Here is a 25,279-nt window from a genome sequence, read left to right on the forward strand (position 1 = left end):
GACCGGGATTTCGGGAACGAACGACACGTCGTCTTACGGCAGAATAGACGGCTGATCCGCCCCTTCTTTCTCGACTTTCTGCTGGAGCAGGTGCTCGCGCTTCATGCCAAGTTTCAGAGCCAGTGCGGAGGCGACGTAGATAGACGAAGCCGTACCGATAGAGACACCGATCAGCATGGTCAGTGAGAAGCCTTCCAGTACCGGGCCACCGAAGAGGAACAGCATCAGGATCACCATCAAGGTGGTTCCGGATGTGATCAACGTACGGTGCAGCGTCTGGGTCAACGACACGTTAAAGATTTCGTACGGCGTACCGCGACGGATCTTACGGAAGTTTTCACGAATACGGTCAGATACCACGATACTGTCGTTCAGTGAGTAACCGATAACGGACATCAGGGATGCCACGATTGTCAGGTCAATCTCAATGTGGAACAGAGACAGTATGCCCATGGTGATCACCACGTCGTGCGCCAGGGCGATAACCACACCCGCCGCCAGTCGCCACTCAAAGCGGAAACCGACGTACACCAGAATGGAGATCAGAGCCACCAGCAGCGCCATCGCACCGGTTTGCGCCAGGTCAGCACCTACGCTTGGCCCGACGAACTCGATACGCTTAACCGTCGCATGCTGGTTGGTTGTTTCGTTAACCACGTTAACAACCTTGCTGCCCAGCTCCTGGCTGCCGTTCGCATCGTGCACCGGCGGCATACGCACCATGATGTCACGGCTGCTGCCGAAGTTCTGCAGCAACGGCTCTTCAAAGCCCGCTTTCTGCAGAGACTGGCGCATCTGGTCCATATCGACCGGTTTTTCCAGGGAGATCTCAATTACCGTACCACCGGTGAAATCAAGACCCCAGTTAAAGCCTTTCACGCCCATCACGATAAGGGAGAGGATCAGCAGTAAACCTGAAATGCCGAAAGCCCAGTAGTCCCAGCGCATAAAGTCCCAGACTTTACGGCCGTGGTTCAATTGTTCAACAGTATATTCCTGTGCCACAACGCACTCCTCAGATAGACAGCTTTTTGACGCGCTTGCCGCCATACAGCAGGTTCACGATGGCACGGGTGCCGACAATAGCGGTAAACATTGACGTTGCAACACCGATACCGGTGGTGATCGCAAAGCCTTTGATAGCGCCAGTCCCCACTGCATACAGGATAAGAACCTTAATCAGTGTTGTTACGTTCGCATCGAAGATGGAGCTGAATGCCCCTTTGTAGCCTTCGTCAATCGCCTGCTGAACAGAGCGACCGTTGCTTAACTCTTCTTTGATACGTTCGTTTATCAGTACGTTGGCGTCGACCGCCACCGCAAGGGTTAAGACGATACCAGCAATCCCCGGCATGGTCAGCGTCGCCCCCGGCAGCAGAGACATGATGCCGATAATCAGCACCAGGTTCGCAACCAGTGCGCTTGTCGCAATCAGACCAAACTTCTTATAGAAGAAGATCATGAAGAGGATGGAGACCACCAGACCGGCCAGACACGCTTCCAGACCCTGCTTGATGTTTTGCATCCCCAGCGTTGGACCAATGGTACGTTCTTCAACAATCTGAATCGGTGCAATCAGCGCACCGGCACGCAGCAGCAGCGAAAGCTGACGCGCTTCGTTCGGGTTGTTGATACCGGTGATACGGAAGCTGTTACCCAGACGAGACTGGATGTTGGCGATGTTAATCACCTCTTCCTCTTTCACCAGCACCGCGCGGCCGTTTGCATCTTTCTTACCGCTGTCTTTGTACTCCACAAACAGGGTCGCCATCGGTTTACCGATGTTGTCCTTGGTGAAGTTAGACATGATGTTACCACCCGCGCTATCCAGCGAGATGTTAACCTGCGGCTGGTTGTATTCGTCCTGGCTGGATGTGGAGTCGGTGATGTGGTCACCGGTCAGGATCACGCGTTTGTACAGCACAACTGGCTGACCTTCGCGGGTCTGTTTCACTTCCGAATCGCCCGGAATACGGCCAGCGGCGGCAGCGGACTGATCGACGTTGGAGTTAACCAGACGGAATTCCAGCGTGGCAGTTGCCCCCAGAATCTCTTTCGCACGTGCCGTGTCCTGAATACCCGGGAGTTCCACCACGATACGGTCAGCACCCTGACGCTGTACCAGTGGCTCAGCAACACCCAGCTGGTTTACACGGTTACGCAGAATATTGATGTTCTGCTGAACGGCGTATTCACGGGCTTCTTTCAGGCGAGCATCGGTCATCACCGCGCGCAGCTGGTTGCTGCCCTGAGAGGTGATCACGAGGTCACGGTGACGTTGAGTCAGGTAATCTACAGCCTGATCGCGCGCCGCGCTGTCGCGGAACGTGATGCTCATACCGTAGTTATCTTCTTTACGAACGGTAGTGTAAGCGATGCCTTTTTCGCGCAGATCGCTGCGCAGGCTGTCGATGTTTTGTTCCTGCAGTTTGCCGAGCGCGGTATCCATATCCACTTCCATCAGGAAGTGAACACCGCCACGCAGGTCAAGACCGAGTTTCATTGGCTCTGCATTCAACGCAGCCAGCCAACGCGGGGTTGCAGGAGCAAGGTTAAGCGCCACGACGTATTTATCACCCAGCACGCCCATCAGCACTTCGCGAGCGCGGAGCTGCGTGTCGGTGGTGTCGAAGCGAGCAAGAATTGCGCCCTCTTCCAGAGCCACAGACTTAGCGGTAATTTTTTCTTCTTGTAACGATTTCTGGACCTGGATCAGCGTTTGCTCACTGGCGGCGACACCGCGCGCGCCAGTGATTTGAACAGCCGGATCCTCACCATACAGGTTGGGAAGCGCGTACAGCAGGCCGACGAGAATCACGGCGACCAGCATGATGTACTTCCACAAAGGATAACGGTTTAACACGGCAGTTCCCTTTGGGAAAAGTTGGGATTACAGCGCCTTCATGGTGCCTTTCGGCAGAACGGCAGCTACGAAGTCACGTTTGATAACCACTTCAGTGGTGTCGTTCAGGGCAATAGCAATGTAGCCACTTTCAGCCACTTTGGTTACGCGACCGACCAGACCACCGTTGGTCAGCACTTCATCACCTTTGGCAATGGAGTCCATCAGCTTTTTGTGCTCTTTGGTACGCTTCTGCTGTGGGCGCAGGATCATGAAGTAGAAGATCAGACCGAACACAACCAGCATCAGAATCAGAGACATCGGGCTGCCCTGCGCCGGAGCACCTGTTGCCGCTACCGCATCAGAAATAAAAAAGCTCATTCAAATTCCCTCATTATTAAAATTAATCAACGTTCAAAGGTGGAACGGTTCGACCCTGACGTTGGTAAAAATCGGTCACGAAGCTCTCTAATTTACCCTCTTCAATAGCCTTGCGTAAACCAGCCATTAAGCGCTGATAATAACGAAGATTATGAATGGTATTGAGACGCGCGCCCAAAATCTCATTGCAACGATCAAGATGATGCAGGTACGCGCGAGAATAATTGCGACAGGTGTAGCAATCGCACTCGGAATCGAGCGGGCTGGTGTCACTCTTATGCTTCGCGTTACGGATTTTCACCACGCCATCGGTCACAAACAGATGACCGTTACGCGCGTTGCGGGTTGGCATAACGCAGTCGAACATATCAATGCCGCGGCGCACACCTTCAACCAGGTCCTCAGGTTTACCCACACCCATCAGGTAACGGGGTTTATCTGCCGGGATTTGTGGGCAGACATGTTCCAGAATGCGATGCATGTCTTCCTTCGGTTCACCCACAGCCAAACCGCCGACAGCGTAGCCATCAAAACCTATCTCTACCAGACCTTTAACAGAGATATCGCGTAAATCTTCGTAAACGCTGCCCTGGATAATACCGAACAGCGCATTTTTGTTCTGCAGGGAGTCAAAGCGGTGACGGCTACGCTTCGCCCAGCGCAACGACATCTCCATGGAGCGTTTCGCGTAATCCCAGTCGGCCGGGTATGGCGTACATTCGTCGAAGATCATCACGATATCAGAGCCGAGATCGTACTGAATCTCCATAGACTTTTCAGGATCGAGGAAAATCGGATCGCCGTTGATCGGGTTACGGAAGTGTACGCCCTGCTCGGTGATCTTACGGATGTCGCCCAGGCTGAAGACCTGGAAACCACCGGAGTCGGTCAGGATCGGGCCTTTCCACTGCATGAAGTCATGCAAATCGCCGTGCAGCTTCATGATCTCCTGACCAGGACGCAGCCACAGGTGGAAGGTATTGCCGAGGATAATCTGTGCGCCAGTGGCTTCCACTTCTTCCGGCGTCATCCCTTTTACGGTGCCGTAGGTGCCCACAGGCATAAACGCGGGGGTTTCCACCACGCCGCGATCAAACACCAGGCGGCCGCGACGTGCGCGACCATCGGTGGTATCGAGTTCAAATTTCATTTTTTCTCCGACGTCAGAAAAACAGTCCAACGTTGTAAAACGGTGCCGCGGACTTATTCCCCGACACGCTCATTCAAAGCCTGCGGATTGTACGTGATAAACATCGCGTCCCCGTAGCTAAAAAAGCGATATTTTTGTTCTACCGCAGACTTGTACGCCGCCATGGTGTGCTGATAACCCGCAAAAGCGGACACCAGCATAATCAGCGTTGATTCAGGCAGATGGAAGTTGGTTACCAGGGCATCAATCACGTTGTACTGATAGCCCGGGTAGATAAAGATCTGCGTATCGCCAAAGAAAGGCTCAATCAGGTCATTTTTGGCGGCCTGCGCGGCGCTCTCAAGGGAGCGTACCGACGTAGTGCCCACTGCCACAACGCGGTTACCGCGTGCTTTGGCGGCCAGAACGGCATCTACCACCTCTTGCGGCACTTCGGCATATTCGGAGTGCATGATGTGGTCTTCGATGCTGTCCACACGCACCGGCTGGAACGTACCCGCACCGACATGCAGGGTCACGAAGGCCATCTCGATGCCTTTCGCGCGCAATTTTTCCAGCAGCGGTTCATCAAAATGCAGGCCCGCCGTCGGCGCGGCGACCGCGCCAGGTTTCTGGCTATAGACGGTCTGGTACAGTTCGCGGTCAGCCTCTTCGTCCGGGCGCTCGATGTAAGGGGGCAGCGGCATATGGCCGATCGCATTCAGGATGTCGAGCACCGTGCGCTCGTCATTGAACGCCACCTCAAACAGCGCATCGTGACGCGCGGTCATGGTTGCACGGATGCTCTCATCATCGCCAAGCAGCAGCTCTGCACCCGGCTTCGGCGCTTTAGAGGCGCGAATATGTGCCAGAATACGTTTATCATCAAGCATACGTTCGACCAGCACTTCAATCTTGCCGCCGCTGGCTTTACGGCCAAACAGACGCGCCGGGATCACGCGGGTATTGTTAAAGACCAGCAGATCGCCAGGGTTGAGCTTGTCGAGCAAATCGGTGAAAGTACCGTGCGTCAGCTCGCCCGTCGGCCCATCCAGTGACAGCAAACGACAGCTACTGCGCTCAGGCATTGGGTAGTGAGCAATCAGGGATTCAGGTAGTTCAAAGGAGAAATCGGCGACGCGCATGACGTATACTCGTGACTTAAAAACAGGCGGCATAGTCTAGTGCTCACACCCTTTTGCTGCAACAACTAGCCGCCCCTGGACAAATAAAACGCATGAATTTTCTCGCTCACCTGCATCTTGCTCATCTCGCTGACAGCTCTCTTTCCGGCAATCTGCTGGCCGATTTCGTGCGCGGTAATCCCGCCGACGCGTACTCCGCAGAGGTTGTCGACGGGATTTTTATGCATCGCCGTATCGACGTACTGACCGATAACCTGCCGGAAGTCCAGGAAGCCAAAGCGTGGTTCCGCCCTGAAACGCGGCGCGTCGCACCGATCACGCTCGATGTGATGTGGGACCATTTCCTCTCGCGGCACTGGGAAACACTCTCTCCTGAGATGCCCCTAAACGCGTTCGTGCGCTATGCCCACCAGCAGGTGTCCATTATTTTGCCGGATTCGCCGCCGCGCTTTGTGAATCTGAATAACTATCTCTGGTCAGAACGCTGGCTTGAGCGCTATCGCGAGATGGACTTTATACAGAATGTGTTAAACGGGATGGCGAGTCGCCGACCGCGACTCGACGCGCTGCGCGACTCCTGGCATGACCTGGATGCCCACTACGAGGCGCTGGAGACGCGGTTCTGGCAGTTCTACCCGCGTATGATGACCCAGGCGAAAAACAAACAGCTATAACAGAAATGCCATTGATAGGTGAAAGCTTGCTGAACGATTGTTAGCGCCTCTTTGTCTTATCAATGAACACTCTCTATACTGGGCGGCGTTGCGTTCCAAATAACCTTAGTATCTACAGGAGAATCACATGGTTCTGGTAACTCGTCCGGCTCCGGATTTTACAGCTGCAGCAGTTCTGGGCAACGGTGAAATCGTTGAAAACTTCAACTTCAAACAGCACACCAACGGTAAAGCGACCGTTCTGTTCTTCTGGCCAATGGACTTCACTTTCGTTTGCCCGTCTGAGCTGATCGCATTCGACAAACGTTACGAAGAATTCCAGAAGCGTGGCGTAGAAGTTGTAGGCGTCTCCTTCGACTCTGAATTTGTACACAACGCATGGCGTAACACCCCTGTCGACAAAGGCGGCATCGGTGCGGTGAAATACGCAATGGTTGCGGACATCAAACGCGAAATCCAGCAGGCTTACGGTATCGAACATCCGGACGCTGGTGTTGCACTGCGCGGTTCTTTCCTGATCGACGCAAACGGCATCGTTCGTCACCAGGTTGTTAACGATCTGCCACTGGGTCGTAACATCGACGAAATGCTGCGCATGGTTGACGCGCTGCAGTTCCACGAAGAGCACGGTGAAGTGTGCCCGGCTCAGTGGGAAAAAGGTAAAGAAGGTATGAACGCGTCTCCGGACGGCGTTGCTAAATACCTGTCTGAGAACGTATCCAGCCTGTAATCGGCACGGTTTACGGAAAAGGCCCGCATTAGCGGGCCTTTTTGTTTTGTACGATCTCACTCTTCACACGTTAAAACGCGAAGCACGAACACCCCAGAACGCCCCAGAATGCCTGGTCATCAGATACCGGGATATCCGATTGCCGCGCAATACCGTGCGCATGGCCATGCACTCCGCAGCTACCAATGCACTGGTGCATCTGTACCACCGCCCCCACTTTACTGGCTGCAGGCGGCGCAGAGCGGTAATGCCCCGGGACTTTCACGACCGGTGACCACGACGGCACAACCGGGATCGGCGGCGGTGACAGCGGACTGAAATGACCGGCGGCATACACGACCTTGCCATCCACAACGGTCAGCACCGATTCAATGCCCTTGATCTCCTCTTCCGTCACGCTGAAGTAATCTTTCGACAGCACCACCAGGTCCGCAAGCTGCCCTTCAACCAGACGGCCTTTTTTACCCTGTTCGCTGGAAAACCACGCGCTGCCTGCGGTCCACAGCTCCAGCGCTACCTCACGCGGCAGGCGGTTATTGTCGTCATACATCGCCAGGCCGCCGACGGTTCGCCCGGAGACCAGCCAGTAGAGCGCCGTCCACGGGTTATAGCTCGCCACACGGGTTGCGTCAGTTCCTAACCCAACCGGCACGTCCAGTTCCAGCATTTTCGCCACCGGTGGCGTGTGTTTCACCGCCTCTTTGCCGTAGCGGTCGACGAAATATTCGCCCTGGAACGCCATACGGTGCTGCACCGCAATACCGCCCCCCAACGCTTTGACGCGCTCGATATTACGCTCGGTAATGGTCTCCGCATGGTCAAAGAACCACTGCAGGCCGTTAAACGGAATCTCACGGTTCACCTTCTCAAAGACATCCAGCATCCGGCTGATGGATTCGTCATAGGTGGCATGCAGCCGGAACGGCCAGCGGTTTTCCACCAGGTGGCGCACCACGCGTTCCAGCTCGTCTTCCATCCCTTGCGGCAGATCCGGGCGCGGCTGGAGGAAATCTTCAAAATCCGCCGCCGAGAAGACCAGCATCTCTCCTGCCCCGTTCGCACGATAAAAGTCTGTGCCCTGCCCCGGTTTGAGCATATCGGTCCAGCGCTCAAAATCCTCCAGCTCCTGTTTAGGGCGCTGGGTGAAGAGGTTGTAGGCAATACGCACCGTCATCTGCTCTTTGGCGTGCAATTCGGCAATCACCTCGTAATCTTCCGGGTAATTCTGGAAGCCGCCGCCGGCATCAATGGCGCTGGTCAGCCCCAGACGGTTAAGCTCACGCATAAACTGGCGCGTGGAGTTAACCTGCTGCTCAATGGGGAGTTTCGGTCCTTTTGCCAGCGTGGCGTAGAGGATCATCGCGTTAGGTTTAGCGATCAGCAGCCCGGTCGGGTTGCCGTGGTTATCACGCACAATCTCCCCGCCCGGCGGGTTTGGCGTCTCTTTGGTGTAGCCGACAGCTTTCAACGCGGCGCGGTTAAGCAGGGCGCGATCGTAGAGGTGCAGGACAAACACCGGCGTATCCGGTGCCGCCTCGTTAAGCTCTTCGATGGTCGGCATCCGGCGTTCGGCGAACTGAAACTCGCTCCAGCCGCCCACCACCCGAACCCACTGAGGTGAAGGTGTACGATCGGCCTGATCTTTCAACATCCTTAGCGCATCCGCCAGCGACGGTACGCCTTCCCAGCGCAGCTCGAGGTTGTAGTTCAGCCCGCCGCGGATCAGGTGCAGGTGCGAATCGTTAAGCCCGGGGATCACCGTACTCCCCTTCAGATCGACAATCTGCGTTCCCTGCGTCGCATAGCTCATAATGCGATCGTGGTTGCCCGTCGCCAGGATCTTGCCGTTAGCAATAGCCACCGCTTCCGTGAGCGGGTTTTCGCGATCGAGGGTATGGATCTTACCTTTGGTTAAGATCAGTGTGGCAGTTTGAGACATAACGTACTCCTTTCAGCCGAATCAGGCTTTTTTGAGCCATCCGGCAAACAGACGGGTCACGATGGGCATCCACAGCCAGACCACCAGCGCGACCACACAGGCATCGTTAATCAGATGCAGCAACAACGTACCTTTCAGGCCAGGAAGCAACGCACCGGTGACCAGCGGTACCAGGTTGGTACTGGGAAAGATAACCAGCAGGGTAATGAGAAACTGTTTCCACTGTTTAGGCTTACGCACGTGAGGCTCAGGTGGGGTAAACCAGAACGCCGCCTCGGTACGCACTTCGGTTTTATCGCCTTCCGCCAGCAGCGGTTCAATCTCTTTTACCAGCACATTACGGGTATCGGACTGGGTCCACGCAGAGAGGTGTTCGAGGGTGTCGAAACGGATTATCACCGTCCACAGATGTTGTCCGTCGGTCGGGCGGATGACGTTCGCGCCAAGATGCCCCGGAAATTCCGCCGCGATGGGCATGATCTTACCCAGCCACTGTTCGTATCGCTCAGCCTGACCCGGCAGCAAGGTGTGGGTGATCACCAGCGTGACATGCGATGTGTGCGCCATAATAGTTTCCTGGTCATTAATGGGCGGGAGAACCCCGCCCTGAAAGGTTTACGCTTTGCGTTCTGGCGCGCCGTGAACGAGGGTGTAGGCATAGTCAACGCCCATGCCATAAGCACCGCTGTGCTCACGGACCAGGTCCATGACCGCGTCGTAAGTGCCTTTGCGAGACCAGTCGCGCTGATACTCAAGCAGCACCTGCTGCCAGGTCACAGGAACCGCGCCCGCTTGAACCATACGGTCAATCGCACGTTCATGGGCATCTACGGAGGTACCGCCGGAAGTATCGGTCACTACATAAACTTCAAACCCTTCATCCAGAGCCATCAGCGCCGGGAAGGTCAGGCAAACTTCGGTCCACAGGGCTGAGATAATAAGTTTCTTGCGGCCCGTTGCTTTCACTGCCGCAACAAACGCATCGTCTTCCCAGGAGTTCATAGAGGTACGTTCAATCGGTTTAACCTCCGGGTGAACCGCCAGCAATTCTGGCCAGATGTATCCGCTAAAGCTTTTTGTTTCGACAGAGGTGTAGATAACCGGAACATCAAAAATTTTGCCTGCTTTTGCCAGAGCCACCGTATTATTCTTTAATAACTGACGGTCAATATTTGCCACGCCAAAAGACATTTGCGGTTGGTGATCGATAAAAATCAGTACGGAATTGGACGGGTCAATCAGTTCACGAATAGACATAAAAGTACCTTTTAATCAATATGTTAAAAGCCAACGTTTTGGTGTGCTATATGAGAAAGGGCCCTGACTGATAAAGCAATTTGAGTATAGCGAGAATTGATTGAGCGGATAGTAAAGATATTTGTCCCCTCTGTTGAAATTAACCGAACAACTTAGGGGAATTTTCAGCAACCGGGAAATAAACCGGTTGCTGATGACGATTAATTTCCGAACCAGACGGAGGCGGAAATGGCCGGTAAGGAGAGAATGCCTTCCTGAATCGTGCCTTTACCCTCTTTGCGATGCCACGCCTTCACGTGCAGAAACGGAGAGTCATCCAGCACCACTTCACAGGCTTCTCCGCGGTTGATGGCGACCAGCACGCGTTGCTGGTTGTAGACGCGGGCAAACACCACCACGTTATCGTGGGCATACACCACCTGACAGCCACCGTAACGCAGCGCCTGGTTCTGTTTACGAAGCTTAGCCAGACGCTGGTACAGGCTGAGCAGCGCCTTGTCCTGCTTCGCCGGATCCCAGGGGAAGGTTTTGCGGCAGAAGGGATCGTTGTTCCCCTCCAGCCCCACCTCATCACCGTAGTAAATGCACGGCACGCCTGGCCAGGTGAAGAGCCAGGTAACGGCCAGCGGCAGGCGCGCCACATCCTTGCCAAGCAGGGATTTAAAACGTGCGGTATCGTGGCTGTCCAGCTGGTTAAACATCCGCAACTGCTGCTGATGCGACAGGCTGGCGCGGTAGTTATCCATCCATGCCATACAGGTTTCGGCGTCGATATGCTGCGGATCGTAAGAGATATCGGTGTTCGCCAGAAATCCCCATAGCGGGAAGGTAAAACCGCGGTAGTTCATGGCCGAATCTTCTGCATCGGCTTGCAGCCACTGGCGTGCATCGCCAAAATGCTCGCCAAAGACAAAGGCCTCCGGCTGCGCGGCTTTCGCTGAGCGGGTGATACCTGCAACGTGCTGAAGGTTATTACGCGCTCCGCCCGCTTCACCCAGCATATGCACCACGTCAAGACGCCAGCCGTCCATGTTCCATGGCGCCTTAAGCCAGTGGCGGACAACGCTGTCTTCACCGCCGTAGATTTCGTTGACCAGAGAAGGCGACTGGAAATCCAGCTTCGGCAGGCTTGGGTAGCCCAGCCAGTCCAGCGCGTAGCCCTCTTCATTAAAGCTGTACCAGTCACGCTGCGGCGAATCCGGGTTATGGCATGCCCCGCTCATCGACTGGTTATGACGGTCAAACCACGCGTGCGAATCCCCGCTGTGGTTGAACACGCCGTCCAGAATCAGGCGCATCCCTTCGTTTTTAGTGTTCTGTCGCAGGCGCAGCAGCGCGGCATCGCCGCCAAACTGCTCATCAACATGACGATAATCTTCGGTGTCGTATTTATGCACGCTCGGCGCTTTAAACACCGGGTTAAGGTACAGCGCCGTCACGCCCAGTTTTTTCAGGTACGGGAGTTTTTCGCTGATCCCGTCGAGATCGCCGCCGTAAAACGTCGAGCCACCCGCCTGCGCGGTCAGCGGTTCATCCCATGCTTTGAGGATAATGTCGTGACCTGCTGCGTGGTGGTAGTAAACCTTATCCTGGTCTGCAGTGCGCTTTTCGCTGCGGGCAAAGCGGTCCGGGAAAATCTGGTAAAACACCTGATCGTTAACCCATTGCGGGCCATTGTCCGGGTAATCGACGGCAAATTGCTCCAGCCGGGCCGGCGGAAAACGGCTAAACCCCTGCGGGGTAAACCACAGCTGGCGGTTATTCCACAGCAGTTTAAAACTGTAGCGACGACGCGGCTGTCCACGGGTTAAATCGATGTTTGCCCGCCACGCCGTAATCCCGGGCTGCGGCTGGCTGCGCTGCTTATGCATTTTCAGCGCGGTCTCTTCGTTATCAATTTCGGCGCGTAGCGTCACGCGTTCAGGCTGATTTTCCCCCGCCAGCCAGAGCGTAATCACAAGGTTGTCTTTGTTTTGCTTAACAAATGGGGCAACCGGAAGGTGCCAGGCGTTTAACATCACGAATCCCCTTTGATGAAATTGACGTCACCTTGCCACAGGGTGGTTAAGGTTAGCTCATCATGACGAGGTTTATTGAGGGAGGAGGACGGGGGAGGAGGCATCAGCGTGAGCGGATACCTCCTTCCAGTCCCTCTGCGGGGAGAGGGAAGTTTACTGTGCCTGCGCCAGCTGACGGTCGCGGCGGCATTTGAACATCCAGCCCAGCAGCAGCAGGACGATCCACGCGCAGCCCACGTAAAGGGAGATACGGGTATCCGGATGATAGCCAATCAGGGCGATGATAAAGACCAGGAAGACCAGACCGACAGCGGTTGTCACCACCCCACCCGGCACTTTGAACTTCAGCGCTTTCGCCTCTTCCGGTGACAGACGGCGACGGAACGCAATCTGCGACAACAGGATCATGATCCACACCCACACGGTCGCGAAGGTCGCCAGCGACGCAATCACCAGGAACACATTCTCCGGCATGATGTAGTTCAGGTAGACCGACAGCAGCAGGGCTACGGTCATTACCATTACCGTCACCCACGGCGTGCCGCGACGAGAGGTTTTGGCAAACACCTTAGGCGCACTGCCCTGCTCCGCCATTCCGTGCAGCATGCGGCCCACGCCAAAGACGTCACTGTTGATTGCCGAAAGCGAGGCGGTCAGCACCACAAAGTTCAGGATGCTGGCGGCAAACGCGATGCCCATATGCTGGAAGGTCAGCACAAACGGGCTGCCGTTTGTGCCCACCTGGTTCCACGGGTAGATGGACATAATGACGAACAGCGTCCCCACATAGAACACCAGAATACGCATTGGCACTGAGTTGATGGCGCGCGGAATGGATTTCTCCGGGTCTTTCGCTTCCCCGGCGGTAATGCCGATAATCTCGATCCCGCCGTAGGCAAACATGACCATCTGCAGCGACATCACCATACCGAGCCAGCCATTGCTGAAGAAGCCGCCGTTGCTCCAGAGGTTATGGATCCCCGTTGGCTGACCGCCGTTGCCGATACCCCAGATGATGATCCCGAAGCCCGCGATAATCATGATGATAATGGTGGCAACTTTGAAGAAGGAGAACCAGAACTCCAGTTCACCGAACACCTTCACGCTCATCAGGTTGACGGCACAGATGATCAGCACCACGCTCAGCACCCAGATCCAGTGCGGAACCGCGGGGAACCAGACGCCCATGTAGATGCCAAAGGCGGTAACGTCGGCAATAGCCACAATCAGAATTTCGAAGCAGTAGGTCCAGCCGGTGATGAAGCCCGCCAGCGGGCCTAAGTTTTCCTGCGCATAGCGCGAGAACGAACTGGCAGACGGATTGTGAACCGACATCTCCCCGAGGGCGCGCATGATGATATACGCGGCCACGCCACCGATGATGTAAGCCAGCAGAACGCTGGGACCGGCCATTTTAATGGCATCTGCCGAGCCATAAAAAAGACCGGTACCGATAGCGGATCCCAGCGCCATAAAGCGAATGTGGCGGGTGCTGAGTCCACGTTTGAGTTTGTTAGTGCTTTCCATTTAAATCTTGCCATTCAACTCGAAAAAAACAAAAAACCACGGGGCCTTAAGCCCCGTGGTTAAACAGTTTGTTGCCGTTGATTAATGGGCGTTCGATGCGACCTGACGCCCTGCAGCACGATCCCAGATAATAGCCAGAACCAGTGCAACAACGGTAGGCATCAACCAGGCCAGGCCTTGCTCGGACAGCGGCAGACGCTGTGTCCAGGCTGGCAGTATTTGCGCAAAGGCGGATGCTTTAATCCCGTCAAGGATACCAAAAATCAGGCTGATAAACATGGCTGGCGCAATAATTCGCGACGAGTTGTTCCACCACGGGCGGGTGAAGCTCAGCACCACCAGCACGATACACGGCGGATAGATGGCCGTCAGCACCGGGATAGAGACCTGAATCAGGTGGCTCAGACCGAGGTTTGACACCGCCATGGAGAAGATGCCCAGGATAAAGACCAGCGTACGGTAAGAGAGCGGCAGATACTGAGCAAAGAACTCAGCGCAGGCGCAGGTCAGCCCCACGGCGGTGACAAGGCACGCCAGGAAAATCAGTACCGCCAGCAGCAGGCTACCCGCACCACCAAAGGTGTGCTGTACGTAAGCATGGAGGATCGCCGCGCCGTTGGCATTTTGATTGACCAGTATGGCGCTATCTGAGCCCAGGCGGAACAGCGCCAGGTACAGCAGCGTCAGCCCTACACCGGCCATCAGGCCAGCCCAGATGGTGTAGCGAGTCAGCAGACGCGCTTCGGTTACGCCGCGGGAACGTGCGGCATTCACGATAACAATACCAAACACCATTGCGCCCAGCGTATCCATCGTCAGGTAGCCGTTTACAAAGCCATTGGAGAACGCAGCGTTTTTATAGGCGTCCATCGCATCGCTAATCGGGCCTGCGGGCCAGACGATGGCCGCAACCGCCAGCACAATCAGCGCCACGATTTTCAGCGGAGCCAGGAAGTTACCCACGGTATCCAGCAGCTTGCCTGGATAAAGGGAAACAAGAATCACAATAGCGAAGTAGATCAGGCTGTAGATAAACAGCGGCATCGCGCCATCGCCGGTCAGCGGGGCAATCCCCACTTCGAAGGATACGGTCGCGGTACGCGGGGTCGCAAACAGCGGGCCAACGGCCAGATAGCAGACGGTCGCCAGCAGAATGCCGGCCACTTTGCCAATCGGGGTACTGAGGCTATCAACGCCACCACCGACTTTCGCCAGCGCGACGACGGTCAGTACCGGCAGACCCACAGCAGTAATCAGGAAACCAAACGCAGCGGTCCAGACGTGTTCACCCGCCTGTAAGCCAACCATTGGAGGGAAAATGATGTTGCCTGCGCCAACGAACAGCGCAAATGTCATAAAGCCCAGCGCGATGATGTCACGCGATTTTAAGTGATGGGTCATAAAACCTTACTGCCTGTGGATGTGGTGTTGAAAACATTGAGATTTTCGCTATCTCTGACGGGACGATACAGCGGAAAATTTGCTCAATTTCAGCGGGATATGCTCCCGTCCTGGCGTGGAGAAGAATAGTTTTTCGATTTACCACGCAAATACAGTCGGTATGACAGTATCTGGGGCGCAATTTAAACGCTTATAACGTTTAAAGGCAAGATGGGATCGTGAAACCAGAACAATATGCCAGCATCAAAAATCAGACCAGCACAATACGCTAATTATAAGAAAAACCCATGGCTAATCATGCGAACAAAAAACAGCCAGCCGTATAATATTCAGCCGCGTTTCGCTTGACTGCAAAGCAAACGGGCCAGCAAACGCTGGCCCGTGGAAAGGTAAACTGACACGCCTGTCGTCAGGCGATCTTTTTGGCAATTAATCGTTCCGGGATAACGAAACTGAAGCGGGTTCCCTTACCCAGCGTGCTTTGAATATCGAGACGGCTTTCATGATGATTCACCGCGTGTTTCACAATAGCCAGCCCCAGACCGCTGCCGCCGGTCTGCCGTGAGCGCGCTTTATCCACCCGGTAGAAGCGCTCGGTCAGACGCGGGATGTGTTCAGGTGCGATCCCCGGCCCGTTATCCTCTACGCTGAACTCAGCGCCCGTTGGCGTGTGCTGCCAGCGCACCACGATATCCGTCCCCGCTGGCGTATGATTCACCGCGTTATACACCAGATTAGAAATGGCGCTGCGCAGCTCATCTTCGCTGCCAAGCACCTTGAGCGTGTTGTCGACCTCGAAGGTCAGCTGATGCATTTTATGGCTTAACGTCTGCGCTTCGCGCTCCACCACCCGCAGCATCATCGGCACATCAATGGTGTCATTCAATGCCAGCGAGGGGGCGGCCTCAATTTTCGAGAGCGTCAGCAGCTGTTTCACCAGCCCTTCCATACGGTGCGTTTGTTCACGCATCGTATGCAACGCTTTCTCGCGCGGCGCGCCTTCCAGCGTTTGCTCCTGCATCATCTCCAGGTACCCCTGAAGCACCGTCAGCGGAGTGCGTAATTCGTGGCTGACGTTGGCAAAGAAGTTGCGTCGCGCCCCTTCCAGCTGGTGCATCTGGGTGACATCACGGGCAACCATCAGCCACTGCTGGTCGCTGTAAGGCATCACACGGATTTCCAGATGGCGCCCATTATTGAGCTTCAGGTTGTGGGGGCGGGTAAAATCACGCTTTTTCAGGTACAGCGTGAACTCGGGATAACGCAGAAGGTTGAGGATGTTCTGGCCATTATCGTCCGGCCAGCGCAGGCCCAGCAGCTGTTGCGCGAGGCCGTTACACCAGAAGATCGTCCCTTCTTCGGTCGTCAGAATGACAGCATCCGGCAGCGACTCAGCGCCGCTACGGAAGCGTTTGATCAGGCTTCCCAGCTCCCGACGACGCTTTTTGTTACGCATCTGCATCTGGTGCAGACCGTACAGCAGCGGCTCCCAGCTTCCGCTTCCCGGCGGAGGCGTCATACTTCGGTCAACCCATAGCCACCATGAGAGGCGCAGCAGGTTCCAGAAATGCCAGATCAGAAGCCCGGTAACCGACGCCAGCAGAAACCACGGCAAATATCCAAGAAAGGCCCCCAGAATGAAGGCCGGAATACAGCATAAGATCAGTTCAAAGACGAGCCTTTTCCATGACAGACGTTCCAGCACGCGTCACACTCCTGTCATTGTTCAGAAACGGGTTGAAAAACGATAACCCGTGCCGCGGACCGTCTGCACCATGCGATCGTGGCCGCTCAGTTCCAGCGCTTTTCGCAGGCGGCGGATATGTACGTCAACCGTCCGGTCTTCGACATACACGTTAGTTCCCCACACGTTATTCAGCAACTGTTCGCGGCTGTATACGCGCTCCGGGTGAGTCATAAAGAAATGCAGAAGTTTAAATTCGGTAGGCCCCATATCGAGGGGATTTTCACCGGTCATGACGCGGTGTGAGGTAGGGTCAAGGCTCAGTCCCTGCATCTCAATCACCTCTTCCACCGCCATCGGTGAAATGCGGCGCATCACGGCTTTAATGCGGGCAACCAGCTCTTTCGGTGAGAACGGTTTGGTAATGTAATCGTCCGCCCCCGTTTCCAGACCGCGTACGCGATCCTCTTCTTCACCGCGCGCCGTGAGCATCACAACCGGTATGTCGCGGGTTAGCGCTTCACGTTTCAGGTGTTTGATAAACTGCAGCCCGGAGCCGCCAGGCAACATCCAGTCGAGCAGAATCAGATCGGGCCAGGGTTCATTCAGCTGGTTCACCGCGCTGTCATAATCTTCCGCCTCAACCGGCTGGAAGCCATTTTGCTCGAGCACGAAGCACACCATTTCACGAATCGGAGCTTCATCTTCTACGACCAGAATACGTCTCGCCATACTTTGCCCTGTTTTATCTTATTTAAGTTACAAGTTTGTAATGCGGCGTCATTATGCGTCAGATTTATGACAGATTTATGAAAAACAGTACCACTATAAAGGGCAAACTGTTGTTTTATTACAGCGGTTATTTTCTGTTCCCTGACAGTTTATAATCCTGCTTTCTTTTTTTCGCCACGGATCAGCAATGCGCATACTACACACCTCTGACTGGCATCTGGGTCAAAATTTTTACAGCAAAAGCCGGGCGGCTGAACACGAAGCGTTCCTGAACTGGCTGCTGGATACGGCCCGCTCTCATGAGGTGGACGCCATTATTGTGGCGGGTGACATCTTCGATACCGGCTCGCCCCCCAGCTATGCGCGCGAGTTATATAACCGTTTTGTCGTCAATCTGCAGCAAACGGGCTGTCATCTGGTGATTGTTGCCGGCAACCATGATTCCGTCGCAACGTTAAATGAATCCCGCGATATTCTGGCGTTTCTCAATACTACCGTGGTGGCCAGCGCAGGACATGCGCCGCAGATCCTGAAAAAGCGCGACGGGACGCCGGGTGCGGTACTGTGTCCGATCCCATTTTTACGCCCGCGCGATATTGTCCAAAGCCAGGCGGGGCTTTCCGGCGCTGAAAAACAGCAGCATTTGCTGCAGGCCATCACCGACTATTACCACCAGCAGCATGCCCAGGCCTGTGCCCTTCGCGGCGACCAGGCGATTCCGGTGATTGCCACCGGGCACCTCACCACCGTTGGGGCCAGCAAAAGCGACGCGGTGCGTGACATTTATATTGGCACGCTGGATGCTTTCCCGGCACAAAACTTCCCGCCCGCGGATTATATTGCCCTCGGGCATATCCACCGGGCGCAGGTTATCGGCGGCTGCGAGCACATTCGCTACTGCGGTTCGCCCATCTCGCTGAGTTTTGATGAGACCGGCAAAGCCAAAAGTGTCCATCTGGTGAGCTTTAGCGACGGCAAGCTCAGCGCCGTCGACACGCTGGAAGTGCCCGTCACCCAACCGCTGGCGGTGCTGAAAGGCGATCTGGACGCCATCACCGCCCAGCTTGAACAGTGGCGCGGCGTGGAACAAAACCCGCCGGTCTGGCTGGATATTGAGATCGCCAGCGGCGACTACCTGCATGATGTACAGCGTAAAATTCAGGTACTCACGGAAGACCTGCCGGTAGAGGTGCTACTGGTGCGCCGCAGCCGCGAGCAGCGCGAGAAAATTCTGCTCGGCGCTCAGCGCGAAACGCTCAGCGAACTCAGGGTGGAAGAGGTTTTTGAACGCCGGCTCTCCCACGAGGAGATTGACGACGCGAAACGCGCACGGCTGAACGAGCTGTTTACGCACACCCTGCATGCCCTGAACGATGAGGAAGAAAACGCATGAAAATCCTCAGCCTGCGTCTGAAAAACCTCAACTCACTGAAGGGTGAGTGGAAAATCGATTTTACCGCGGAGCCGTTTGCCAGCAACGGACTGTTTGCGATTACCGGGGCTACCGGCGCAGGGAAAACGACCCTGCTCGACGCCATTTGTCTGGCGCTGTATCACGAAACGCCACGCCTGCAGAAAGTCTCCCAGGCACAAAACGATTTGATGACGCGCGACACGGCCGAATGCCTTGCCGAAGTTGAGTTTGAAGTCAAAGGTATTGCCTATCGCGCTTTCTGGAGTCAGAACCGCGCGCGAAATCAGCCCGACGGTAATCTTCAGGCCCCACGCGTCGAGCTGGCACGCTGTGAGGACGGTAAAATTCTGGCCGACAAAGTGTCGGATAAACTGGAACAAACGGCCGCCCTCACCGGGCTGGATTATGGCCGTTTTACCCGCTCAATGCTGCTCTCTCAGGGGCAATTTGCCGCCTTCCTCAATGCCAGACCTTCCGACCGCGCCGAACTGCTGGAAGAACTGACCGGAACCGAGATCTACGGTCAGATTTCCGCCATGGTGTTTGAGAAACACAAAGCCGCACGTAACGCCCTTGAGGTGCATGAAGCACAGGCTGCAGGCGTCGTGTTGTTGAGTGAAGAGCAACAGCAGCAGTTACAGCAAAGTTTGCAGGCACTTACTGACGAAGAAAAAACGCTGCTGGCGCAACAGCAGAATCAACAGAAAGATTTTCAGTGGCTTACGCGCAATGACGAGCTTATACGTGAGCAGCAGCGCGTTGCCACCTTGCAGCAACAGGCGCAACAGGCACTGACCGAGGCTGCGCCCGAGCTGGCAACGCTCCAGCTTGCTCACCCCGCCGCCCAGCTGCGACCACTGTGGGACAGCCAGCAAGAGCAAACCACCCGGCTGGGGCAAACGAAGCAACGCATTGTTGAAGTAAATGCTCGCTTACAAGCAAAAACCGCGCTGCGCTCGCGTATCCGTAATACGGCCCAGCGTAGCCATGCACAACTGCAGACCGACCTTACGGCGCTGGCACAGTGGCTGGCAGAGCACGAGCGTTATCGTCAGTGGGGCCAGGAGATAGCAGGCTGGCGCGCCCATTTTGCACAGCTGAATCGCGATAAACATCAGATCGCCACGCTTTCCACGCGCATTGCTGAATTACGCCAGAAGCTGGCAGAGATGCCGGAAAACGCCCTGACGCTCACGGCTGACGAGGTCAGCGTGGCGATGGAGCAACAGGCTCAGTCACGGACTTTCCGCCAGCGGCTGATGTCGCTTCAGGCCCGTTATCTGCCGCTGCAACAACGTCTGCGCCAGAACGGTGAAAGCCTGCAGAAAGCCCAGGCAGAGCAGGTAAAACTCAATGAAACGCTGACGCTGCGTCGCCAGCAGTACAAAGAGAAAAACCAACATTATCTGGATCTTGAAACGCTCTGCAGACAGGAAGAGAAGATTAAAAGTCTGGAGGCAGAGCGTGCGCAGCTGCAGGCGGGACAGCCCTGCCCGCTGTGCGGCTCAACCTCGCACCCGGCGGTCACTGCCTATCAGGCGCTGGAGCTGAGTGCCAACCAGCAGCGTCGCGACCAGTTAGCCAAAGAGGTCGCTGCGCTTAAAGAGGAAGGATTGTTAGTTCTCGGTCAGGTGAATGCCCTGACCCGGCAGATCCAGCGTGAGACAGACGACGCTCAGACGCTCTCTCAGGAGGAGCAAGCGCTCACTAAAGAGTGGCAATCCGTTTGCGCGTCCCTGAATATCACTCTGAATATTCAGGAAGATATTGCCCCGTGGATGAACGAACAAGAGCAGTATGAGCGTCAGCTTTACCAGCTGAGCCAGCGTCTGACGCTCCAGCAACAGCTGAATGAACAGGACGCGCAGGCGCGTCAGTATCAACAGCAGCTGACGGCCACGCGCCAGGCGCTGGAAACGACCCTGCTGACGCTGTCACTCAACGTCCCGGAAGAAGGCACAGAGGCTGCCTGGCTGAACGAACGAGAAACCGAGTTCGCACAGTGGCAGGAAAAACAGACTCAGCATGGTGTCATGCAGGAGCGCATGACGGCTCTGATGCCGCTGCTCGACACCCTGCCCGCCACAAACGACACAGAAACCGAACCGGCCATTCCTGATAACTGGCGCGAAACGCACGACGAATGCGTTTCTCTTCAGAGCCAGCTTGCCACATTGCAACAGCAGGAAAGCCTCGAAAGCGAGCGGCTGCAGCACGCCACGACGCACTTCACCGCCGCACTGACCGCAAGCTGCTTCGCCGATCGGGAGGCCTTTCTGGCTGCACTGCTTGATGAAGAGACTATCCGCCGTCTTGAACACCGTAAGCAGACCCTGGAAAACCAGCTTCAGCAGGCAACCGCCCTGTTCGCACAGGCAAACCAGCAGCTGCAGGCTCATCAGACGCAGCGACCGGAAGGGCTGGAACTCGACGCGCCAACCCTGCAGTTGCAGCTACAGCAACTCGGGCAACAGCTTCGGGATAACACCACTCATCAGGGTGAGATCCGCCAGCAGCTTAAACAGGACAGCGATAACCGTCAGCACCAGCTGGCGCTCATGCAGCATATTGAAGAGGCCGCGCGGCTGGCCGATGACTGGAGCTATCTGAATTCGCTGATAGGTTCCAGCACCGGCGACAAGTTCCGTAAGTTTGCCCAGGGGCTCACGCTGGATAATCTGGTCTGGCTTGCCAACCAGCAGCTAAATCGCCTGCACGGGCGCTATTTGCTGCAGCGTAAGGTCAGCGATGCGCTGGAACTCGAAGTGGTGGATACCTGGCAGGCGGACGCGGTGCGCGATACCCGTACCCTCTCCGGCGGCGAAAGCTTCCTTGTTAGCCTGGCACTGGCGCTGGCGCTTTCCGATCTGGTGAGCCACAAAACACGCATCGATTCGCTGTTCCTGGATGAAGGCTTCGGCACGCTCGACAGCGAAACGCTGGATACCGCCCTGGATGCGCTCGACGCGCTGAACGCCACCGGGAAAACCATTGGCGTGATTAGCCACGTCGAGGCGATGAAAGAGCGGATCCCGGTGCAGATCAAAGTGAAGAAGATTAACGGGCTGGGGTATAGCAAGCTGGATAAGGTGTTTGCGGTGGAGTGAGGGTGCCCTGCATAAGGGCATCCTCATCCTGCCCCTCTCACGTAGGGAGAGGGAGAATGGCTATAGCGGCCAGAGCCACGCGGCGCCGCGCACGCCGCTGGAGTCCCCATGCACCGCTTTGCGGATCGGGGTTTCACACTCGCCGCCGAAGACCCACTGCTTCACCAGATTCGGCACCGTGGCATATAAACGGTCGACGTTGCTCATCCCACCGCCGAGCACAATCACGTCAGGGTCAAGGATATTCACCACGTGCGCCAGGGATTTCGCCAGCCGCATTTCATAGCGGCTGAGAGCCAGCTCAGCCACCGGATCGTGTTCCCCGACCCGGCGCATAATCTCGTTCCCCTTGAGTGGCTGGCCACTCAGGCGGTGGTAATCGGTGGCAAAACCGGTGCCGGAGATAAACGTCTCAATACAGCCCTGCTTGCCGCAATAGCACGGCACCTCGGCGCGGTATTTAAGTTCATCTTCATCCATCCACGGCAGGGGGTTATGTCCCCACTCGCCCGCTGTACCGTTGCCGCCAATATGGGCACGCCCGCCCAGGGCCACGCCTGCGCCACAGCCGGTCCCGATAATGACCGCAAAAACGGTCTGGGCCCCTGCGGCGGCACCGTCAATGGCTTCGGAGACGGCCAGACAGTTGGCGTCATTTGCCAGACGCACTTCCCGGTTCAGGCGCTGACTTAAATCTTTATCAAAAGGCTGACCGTTGAGCCAGGTGGAGTTGGCGTTTTTAACCACCCCGGTATAGGGCGAGATTGAGCCCGGGATCCCCATCCCAACGGTGCCGGTCTGCCCTGTCGCCTGCTCAGCCATGTCGACCAGCCGGGCAATCGTCTCGATAGTCTGGTGATAATCATCGCGCGGCGTAGGCAGACGGTGGCGGAACAGTTGCTCCCCCAGCTCGCTCAGTGCGATGACTTCTGTTTTGGTGCCGCCCAAATCAATCCCAATACGCACAAGACACTCCTCATTATTTTGATTATCAACAGAGTAGAAGCCCGCTTCCCGATTAGCAATGCAAGCGATGCGACAATTCGTTATCATGCCCGCTGATTTAACGACAAGGCCGTGGAAATTATCATGCTGTGGTTCAAAAATTTGATGGTTTACCGTCTCAGCCGCGACGTTTCGCTGCGTGCAGAAGAGATGGAAAAACAGTTAGCCGCTTATAGCTTTTCCCCTTGCGGTAGCCAGGATATGGCAAAAACCGGTTGGGTTCCTCCAATGGGTTCACAAAGCGATGCATTGACCCACGCCAGCAGCACGGGTCAAATCATCGTCTGCGCCCGCAAAGAAGAAAAAATTCTGCCCACGCCGGTGGTCAAGCAGGCGCTCGAAGCGAAAATTTTCAAGCTTGAAGCCGAACAGGGCCGCAAGCTGAAAAAAACCGAAAAAGATTCGCTGAAAGACGAAGTTCTTCACTCTCTGCTGCCGCGCGCCTTTAGCCGTTTCAGCCAGACAATGATGTGGATCGATACCGTTAACGGGCTGATCATGGTGGACTGCGCCAGCGCCAAAAAAGCGGAAGATACGCTGGCCCTGCTGCGCAAAAGCATCGGATCGTTACCGGTCGTTCCGCTGGCGCTGGAAACGCCGATTGAACTGACCCTGACCGAATGGGTGCGCAGCGGTACAGCAGCCCAGGGCTTCCAGATCCTTGATGAAGCCGAGCTCAAAGCCCTGCTCGAAGATGGCGGCGTGATCCGCGCGAAAAAGCAGGATCTGGTGAGCGACGAGATCGCCGTACACATTGAAGCGGGCAAAGTGGTAACCAAACTGGCACTCGACTGGCAGCAGCGTATTCAGTTTGTGATGTGCGATGACGGCTCGGTGAAGCGACTGAAATTCTGCGATGAACTGCGCGATCAGAACGAAGATATCGATCGTGAAGATTACGCCCAGCGCTTTGACGCAGACTTTATCCTGATGACCGGAGAGCTGGCAGCGTTAATTCAGAATCTGGTGGAAGGCCTCGGCGGCGAAGCGCAGCGGTAATGCCTGCAGTGACCCTCTCCCGGCAGGGAGAGGGAATAAAACGTTTTATTTCAGGTAGCGGCACAGATAAGAGGTCGGTTCAGCAACCTGCAGATGGAATTCGCTGTGGCCAGGGACGTTGAACGCTTGTCCGGCAGAGTAAACTTTCCATTCTGTTTCCCCCGGCAGTAAGACGTTGAGCGCACCGCTGATCACCGTCATCTCTTCAGCTTCGGCTGTACCAAAGGTGTATTCCCCTTCAGCCATAACGCCGACACTGGCGCGGCCAGTGCTGCTGCTGGTAAAACCAATGGATTTCACTTTACCGGAAAAGTATTCGTTACTTTGAAGCATGAACTGGCCCTTATATTTTTAGATAAAAATTCACTATAGGGGCCATGATCATCACCTGTCACGCAAAATCATTAGATCAACAGCTCTGCGGCCAGCCGGGCCATCAGAACATTGGACAACAGCACCGGAACATCCAGCGCCTTTTGCAGTAAATCACGGTGGTGCTGGTGGAATCCAAGGCAGTCCAGAATCAACACATCGGCCCCTCTCTCCAGCAGTTCCCGTCCTGCCTCAATCAGCGCGGCCTCGCTGTCCCAGAAGGGATTGGCCAGCGCATACAAAGGCATTTTTTCGAGTACGTGCCATTTTGCCGTCTGGTTGTCCATGAGCTCTTCAATGGGAACAATGACCCCCACCTGATGCCCGTCAACAATGGAGGCCACCAGCGGCGGAATGATCCGCATCGGCTCCAGCAAAATCGCATTACGGGCGATGAGTCCCTTAACAGGTGCAGTACTCATCAGTAAAATAACGTCATAGCCTTGATTATCGAGCACTTCTATTACGCTCTGCAGCGAGCGCTCGATTTTCTGACGCGAAACATGCGCCAGTTTACCGTCACTTAATAACGTCGCCAGGGGATCCTCCCCCGCCTCTACAGCGTAGTCTTCCATGACCTCTTCCCGACTCATCTTCCCCAGCAGGCTTAGATGCGTTATCTGTTGTTCAGATACATGCTCGGTTAAGAGCGGTAACACTTCGCTTACAGGGACCACACCAATAGTGAGGATCGCCAACGTCGCCTTCATCTTCATCGCCTTCCATTACCGCTAAATCTTTCACACAGGTACAGGCTCACTACGCTGCACAGTTCGTTTTTTCAACAAAACAGCACCAAGCGTAGCAGGTGATCCCCATCGCGAAATGTAAAGATCGCCTGCCCATTACGGAGTTACCTGTAATAACTAAATATTAACTCCTGCTTAACATTTGCGATGAGTAAAAAGTGTGATTCAGGCACG

The 25,279-nt window shown here is 55.5% G+C and carries 21 protein-coding genes; 5 read left to right on the forward strand and 16 right to left on the reverse strand.

Annotated features, from left to right (window positions below; all coding sequences use genetic code 11):
- Nucleotides 1-33: 33 nt before the first annotated feature.
- The 5 genes from secF to queA are packed head-to-tail and all read right to left on the reverse strand — an operon-like array spanning nt 34 to nt 5,497.
- Nucleotides 34-1,005 (reverse strand): protein translocase subunit SecF, encoded by a 972-nt coding sequence (gene secF / locus BJ887_RS19085; protein WP_020885225.1) that lies wholly within the window; start codon nt 1,003-1,005, stop codon nt 34-36.
- Between the two features lie 10 nt (nt 1,006-1,015).
- Nucleotides 1,016-2,863, reverse strand: coding sequence for a protein translocase subunit SecD (secD, locus tag BJ887_RS19090; protein WP_014168844.1), 1,848 nt, complete (start codon nt 2,861-2,863; stop codon nt 1,016-1,018).
- A gap of 27 nt (nt 2,864-2,890) precedes the next feature.
- On the reverse strand, nt 2,891-3,223 hold the full coding sequence (gene yajC, locus BJ887_RS19095; RefSeq protein WP_000007630.1) for a preprotein translocase subunit YajC: 333 nt from the start codon (nt 3,221-3,223) through the stop codon (nt 2,891-2,893).
- 22 nt (nt 3,224-3,245) lie between these two features.
- Nucleotides 3,246-4,373, reverse strand: coding sequence for a tRNA guanosine(34) transglycosylase Tgt (gene tgt / locus BJ887_RS19100; protein WP_121340287.1), 1,128 nt, complete (start codon nt 4,371-4,373; stop codon nt 3,246-3,248).
- A gap of 53 nt (nt 4,374-4,426) precedes the next feature.
- The gene (queA, locus tag BJ887_RS19105; protein WP_032677507.1) at nt 4,427-5,497 is read right to left on the reverse strand and encodes a tRNA preQ1(34) S-adenosylmethionine ribosyltransferase-isomerase QueA; all 1,071 of its coding nucleotides are present in this window, start codon (nt 5,495-5,497) and stop codon (nt 4,427-4,429) included.
- Nucleotides 5,498-5,589: 92 nt separating this feature from the next.
- Between queA and acpH the strand changes: the two genes are divergently transcribed.
- On the forward strand, nt 5,590-6,171 hold the full coding sequence (gene acpH, locus BJ887_RS19110) for an ACP phosphodiesterase (RefSeq protein ID WP_025204983.1): 582 nt from the start codon (nt 5,590-5,592) through the stop codon (nt 6,169-6,171).
- A 127-nt stretch (nt 6,172-6,298) separates the two neighbouring features.
- Nucleotides 6,299-6,901, forward strand: coding sequence for a peroxiredoxin (locus BJ887_RS19115; RefSeq protein WP_014168840.1), 603 nt, complete (start codon nt 6,299-6,301; stop codon nt 6,899-6,901).
- Between the two features lie 70 nt (nt 6,902-6,971).
- On the opposite strand, the gene BJ887_RS19120 is transcribed toward BJ887_RS19115, so the two are convergent.
- The 8 genes from BJ887_RS19120 to phoB form a co-directional block, all read right to left on the reverse strand.
- Nucleotides 6,972-8,840 (reverse strand): amidohydrolase, encoded by a 1,869-nt coding sequence (locus tag BJ887_RS19120; RefSeq protein WP_104440496.1) that lies wholly within the window; start codon nt 8,838-8,840, stop codon nt 6,972-6,974.
- A 21-nt stretch (nt 8,841-8,861) separates the two neighbouring features.
- The gene (locus tag BJ887_RS19125; RefSeq protein WP_044865371.1) at nt 8,862-9,407 is read right to left on the reverse strand and encodes an antibiotic biosynthesis monooxygenase; all 546 of its coding nucleotides are present in this window, start codon (nt 9,405-9,407) and stop codon (nt 8,862-8,864) included.
- Nucleotides 9,408-9,455: 48 nt separating this feature from the next.
- Nucleotides 9,456-10,097: a hydrolase gene (locus BJ887_RS19130; RefSeq protein WP_020885231.1), complete on the reverse strand. Its 642-nt coding sequence runs from the start codon at nt 10,095-10,097 to the stop codon at nt 9,456-9,458.
- Between the two features lie 200 nt (nt 10,098-10,297).
- Complete coding sequence (gene malZ / locus BJ887_RS19135; RefSeq protein WP_121340288.1) at nt 10,298-12,115, reverse strand: maltodextrin glucosidase; 1,818 nt, start codon at nt 12,113-12,115, stop codon at nt 10,298-10,300.
- 153 nt (nt 12,116-12,268) lie between these two features.
- Complete coding sequence (proY, locus tag BJ887_RS19140; RefSeq protein ID WP_014168835.1) at nt 12,269-13,642, reverse strand: proline-specific permease ProY; 1,374 nt, start codon at nt 13,640-13,642, stop codon at nt 12,269-12,271.
- An 81-nt stretch (nt 13,643-13,723) separates the two neighbouring features.
- The gene (gene brnQ, locus BJ887_RS19145; protein ID WP_121340289.1) at nt 13,724-15,043 is read right to left on the reverse strand and encodes a branched-chain amino acid transporter carrier protein BrnQ; all 1,320 of its coding nucleotides are present in this window, start codon (nt 15,041-15,043) and stop codon (nt 13,724-13,726) included.
- Nucleotides 15,044-15,452: 409 nt separating this feature from the next.
- Nucleotides 15,453-16,748 (reverse strand): phosphate regulon sensor histidine kinase PhoR, encoded by a 1,296-nt coding sequence (gene phoR / locus BJ887_RS19150; RefSeq protein ID WP_014168833.1) that lies wholly within the window; start codon nt 16,746-16,748, stop codon nt 15,453-15,455.
- A gap of 21 nt (nt 16,749-16,769) precedes the next feature.
- The gene (gene phoB, locus BJ887_RS19155; RefSeq protein WP_008503265.1) at nt 16,770-17,459 is read right to left on the reverse strand and encodes a phosphate response regulator transcription factor PhoB; all 690 of its coding nucleotides are present in this window, start codon (nt 17,457-17,459) and stop codon (nt 16,770-16,772) included.
- A 187-nt stretch (nt 17,460-17,646) separates the two neighbouring features.
- On the opposite strand from phoB, the gene sbcD reads away from it, so the two are divergent.
- Together sbcD and sbcC are read left to right on the forward strand one after the other, a co-directional pair.
- The gene (sbcD, locus tag BJ887_RS19160) at nt 17,647-18,852 is read left to right on the forward strand and encodes an exonuclease subunit SbcD (RefSeq protein ID WP_032681573.1); all 1,206 of its coding nucleotides are present in this window, start codon (nt 17,647-17,649) and stop codon (nt 18,850-18,852) included.
- Nucleotides 18,849-21,980 carry an exonuclease subunit SbcC gene (sbcC, locus tag BJ887_RS19165; protein ID WP_121340290.1) on the forward strand — a complete coding sequence of 1,044 codons (3,132 nt, stop codon included), beginning with the start codon at nt 18,849-18,851 and terminating at the stop codon, nt 21,978-21,980. Before sbcD ends, sbcC begins: the two co-directional genes overlap by 4 nt.
- 60 nt (nt 21,981-22,040) lie before the next feature.
- On the opposite strand, the gene mak is transcribed toward sbcC, so the two are convergent.
- Complete coding sequence (mak, locus tag BJ887_RS19170; protein WP_106503757.1) at nt 22,041-22,946, reverse strand: fructokinase; 906 nt, start codon at nt 22,944-22,946, stop codon at nt 22,041-22,043.
- A gap of 123 nt (nt 22,947-23,069) precedes the next feature.
- On the opposite strand from mak, the gene rdgC reads away from it, so the two are divergent.
- On the forward strand, nt 23,070-23,984 hold the full coding sequence (rdgC, locus tag BJ887_RS19175) for a recombination-associated protein RdgC (RefSeq protein WP_014882739.1): 915 nt from the start codon (nt 23,070-23,072) through the stop codon (nt 23,982-23,984).
- Nucleotides 23,985-24,029: 45 nt separating this feature from the next.
- Here rdgC and ppnP read toward each other — a convergent pair whose 3' ends face one another.
- Both ppnP and BJ887_RS19185 read right to left on the reverse strand, forming a co-directional pair.
- The gene (gene ppnP / locus BJ887_RS19180; protein WP_014168827.1) at nt 24,030-24,317 is read right to left on the reverse strand and encodes a pyrimidine/purine nucleoside phosphorylase; all 288 of its coding nucleotides are present in this window, start codon (nt 24,315-24,317) and stop codon (nt 24,030-24,032) included.
- Between the two features lie 71 nt (nt 24,318-24,388).
- The gene (locus BJ887_RS19185) at nt 24,389-25,066 is read right to left on the reverse strand and encodes an AroM family protein (RefSeq protein ID WP_025204994.1); all 678 of its coding nucleotides are present in this window, start codon (nt 25,064-25,066) and stop codon (nt 24,389-24,391) included.
- Nucleotides 25,067-25,279 lie beyond the last annotated feature (213 nt).

The sequence above is a fragment of the Enterobacter sp. WPR_3_1 genome (assembly GCF_003635055.1).
Classification (GTDB): Bacteria; Pseudomonadota; Gammaproteobacteria; order Enterobacterales; family Enterobacteriaceae; genus Enterobacter; species Enterobacter ludwigii.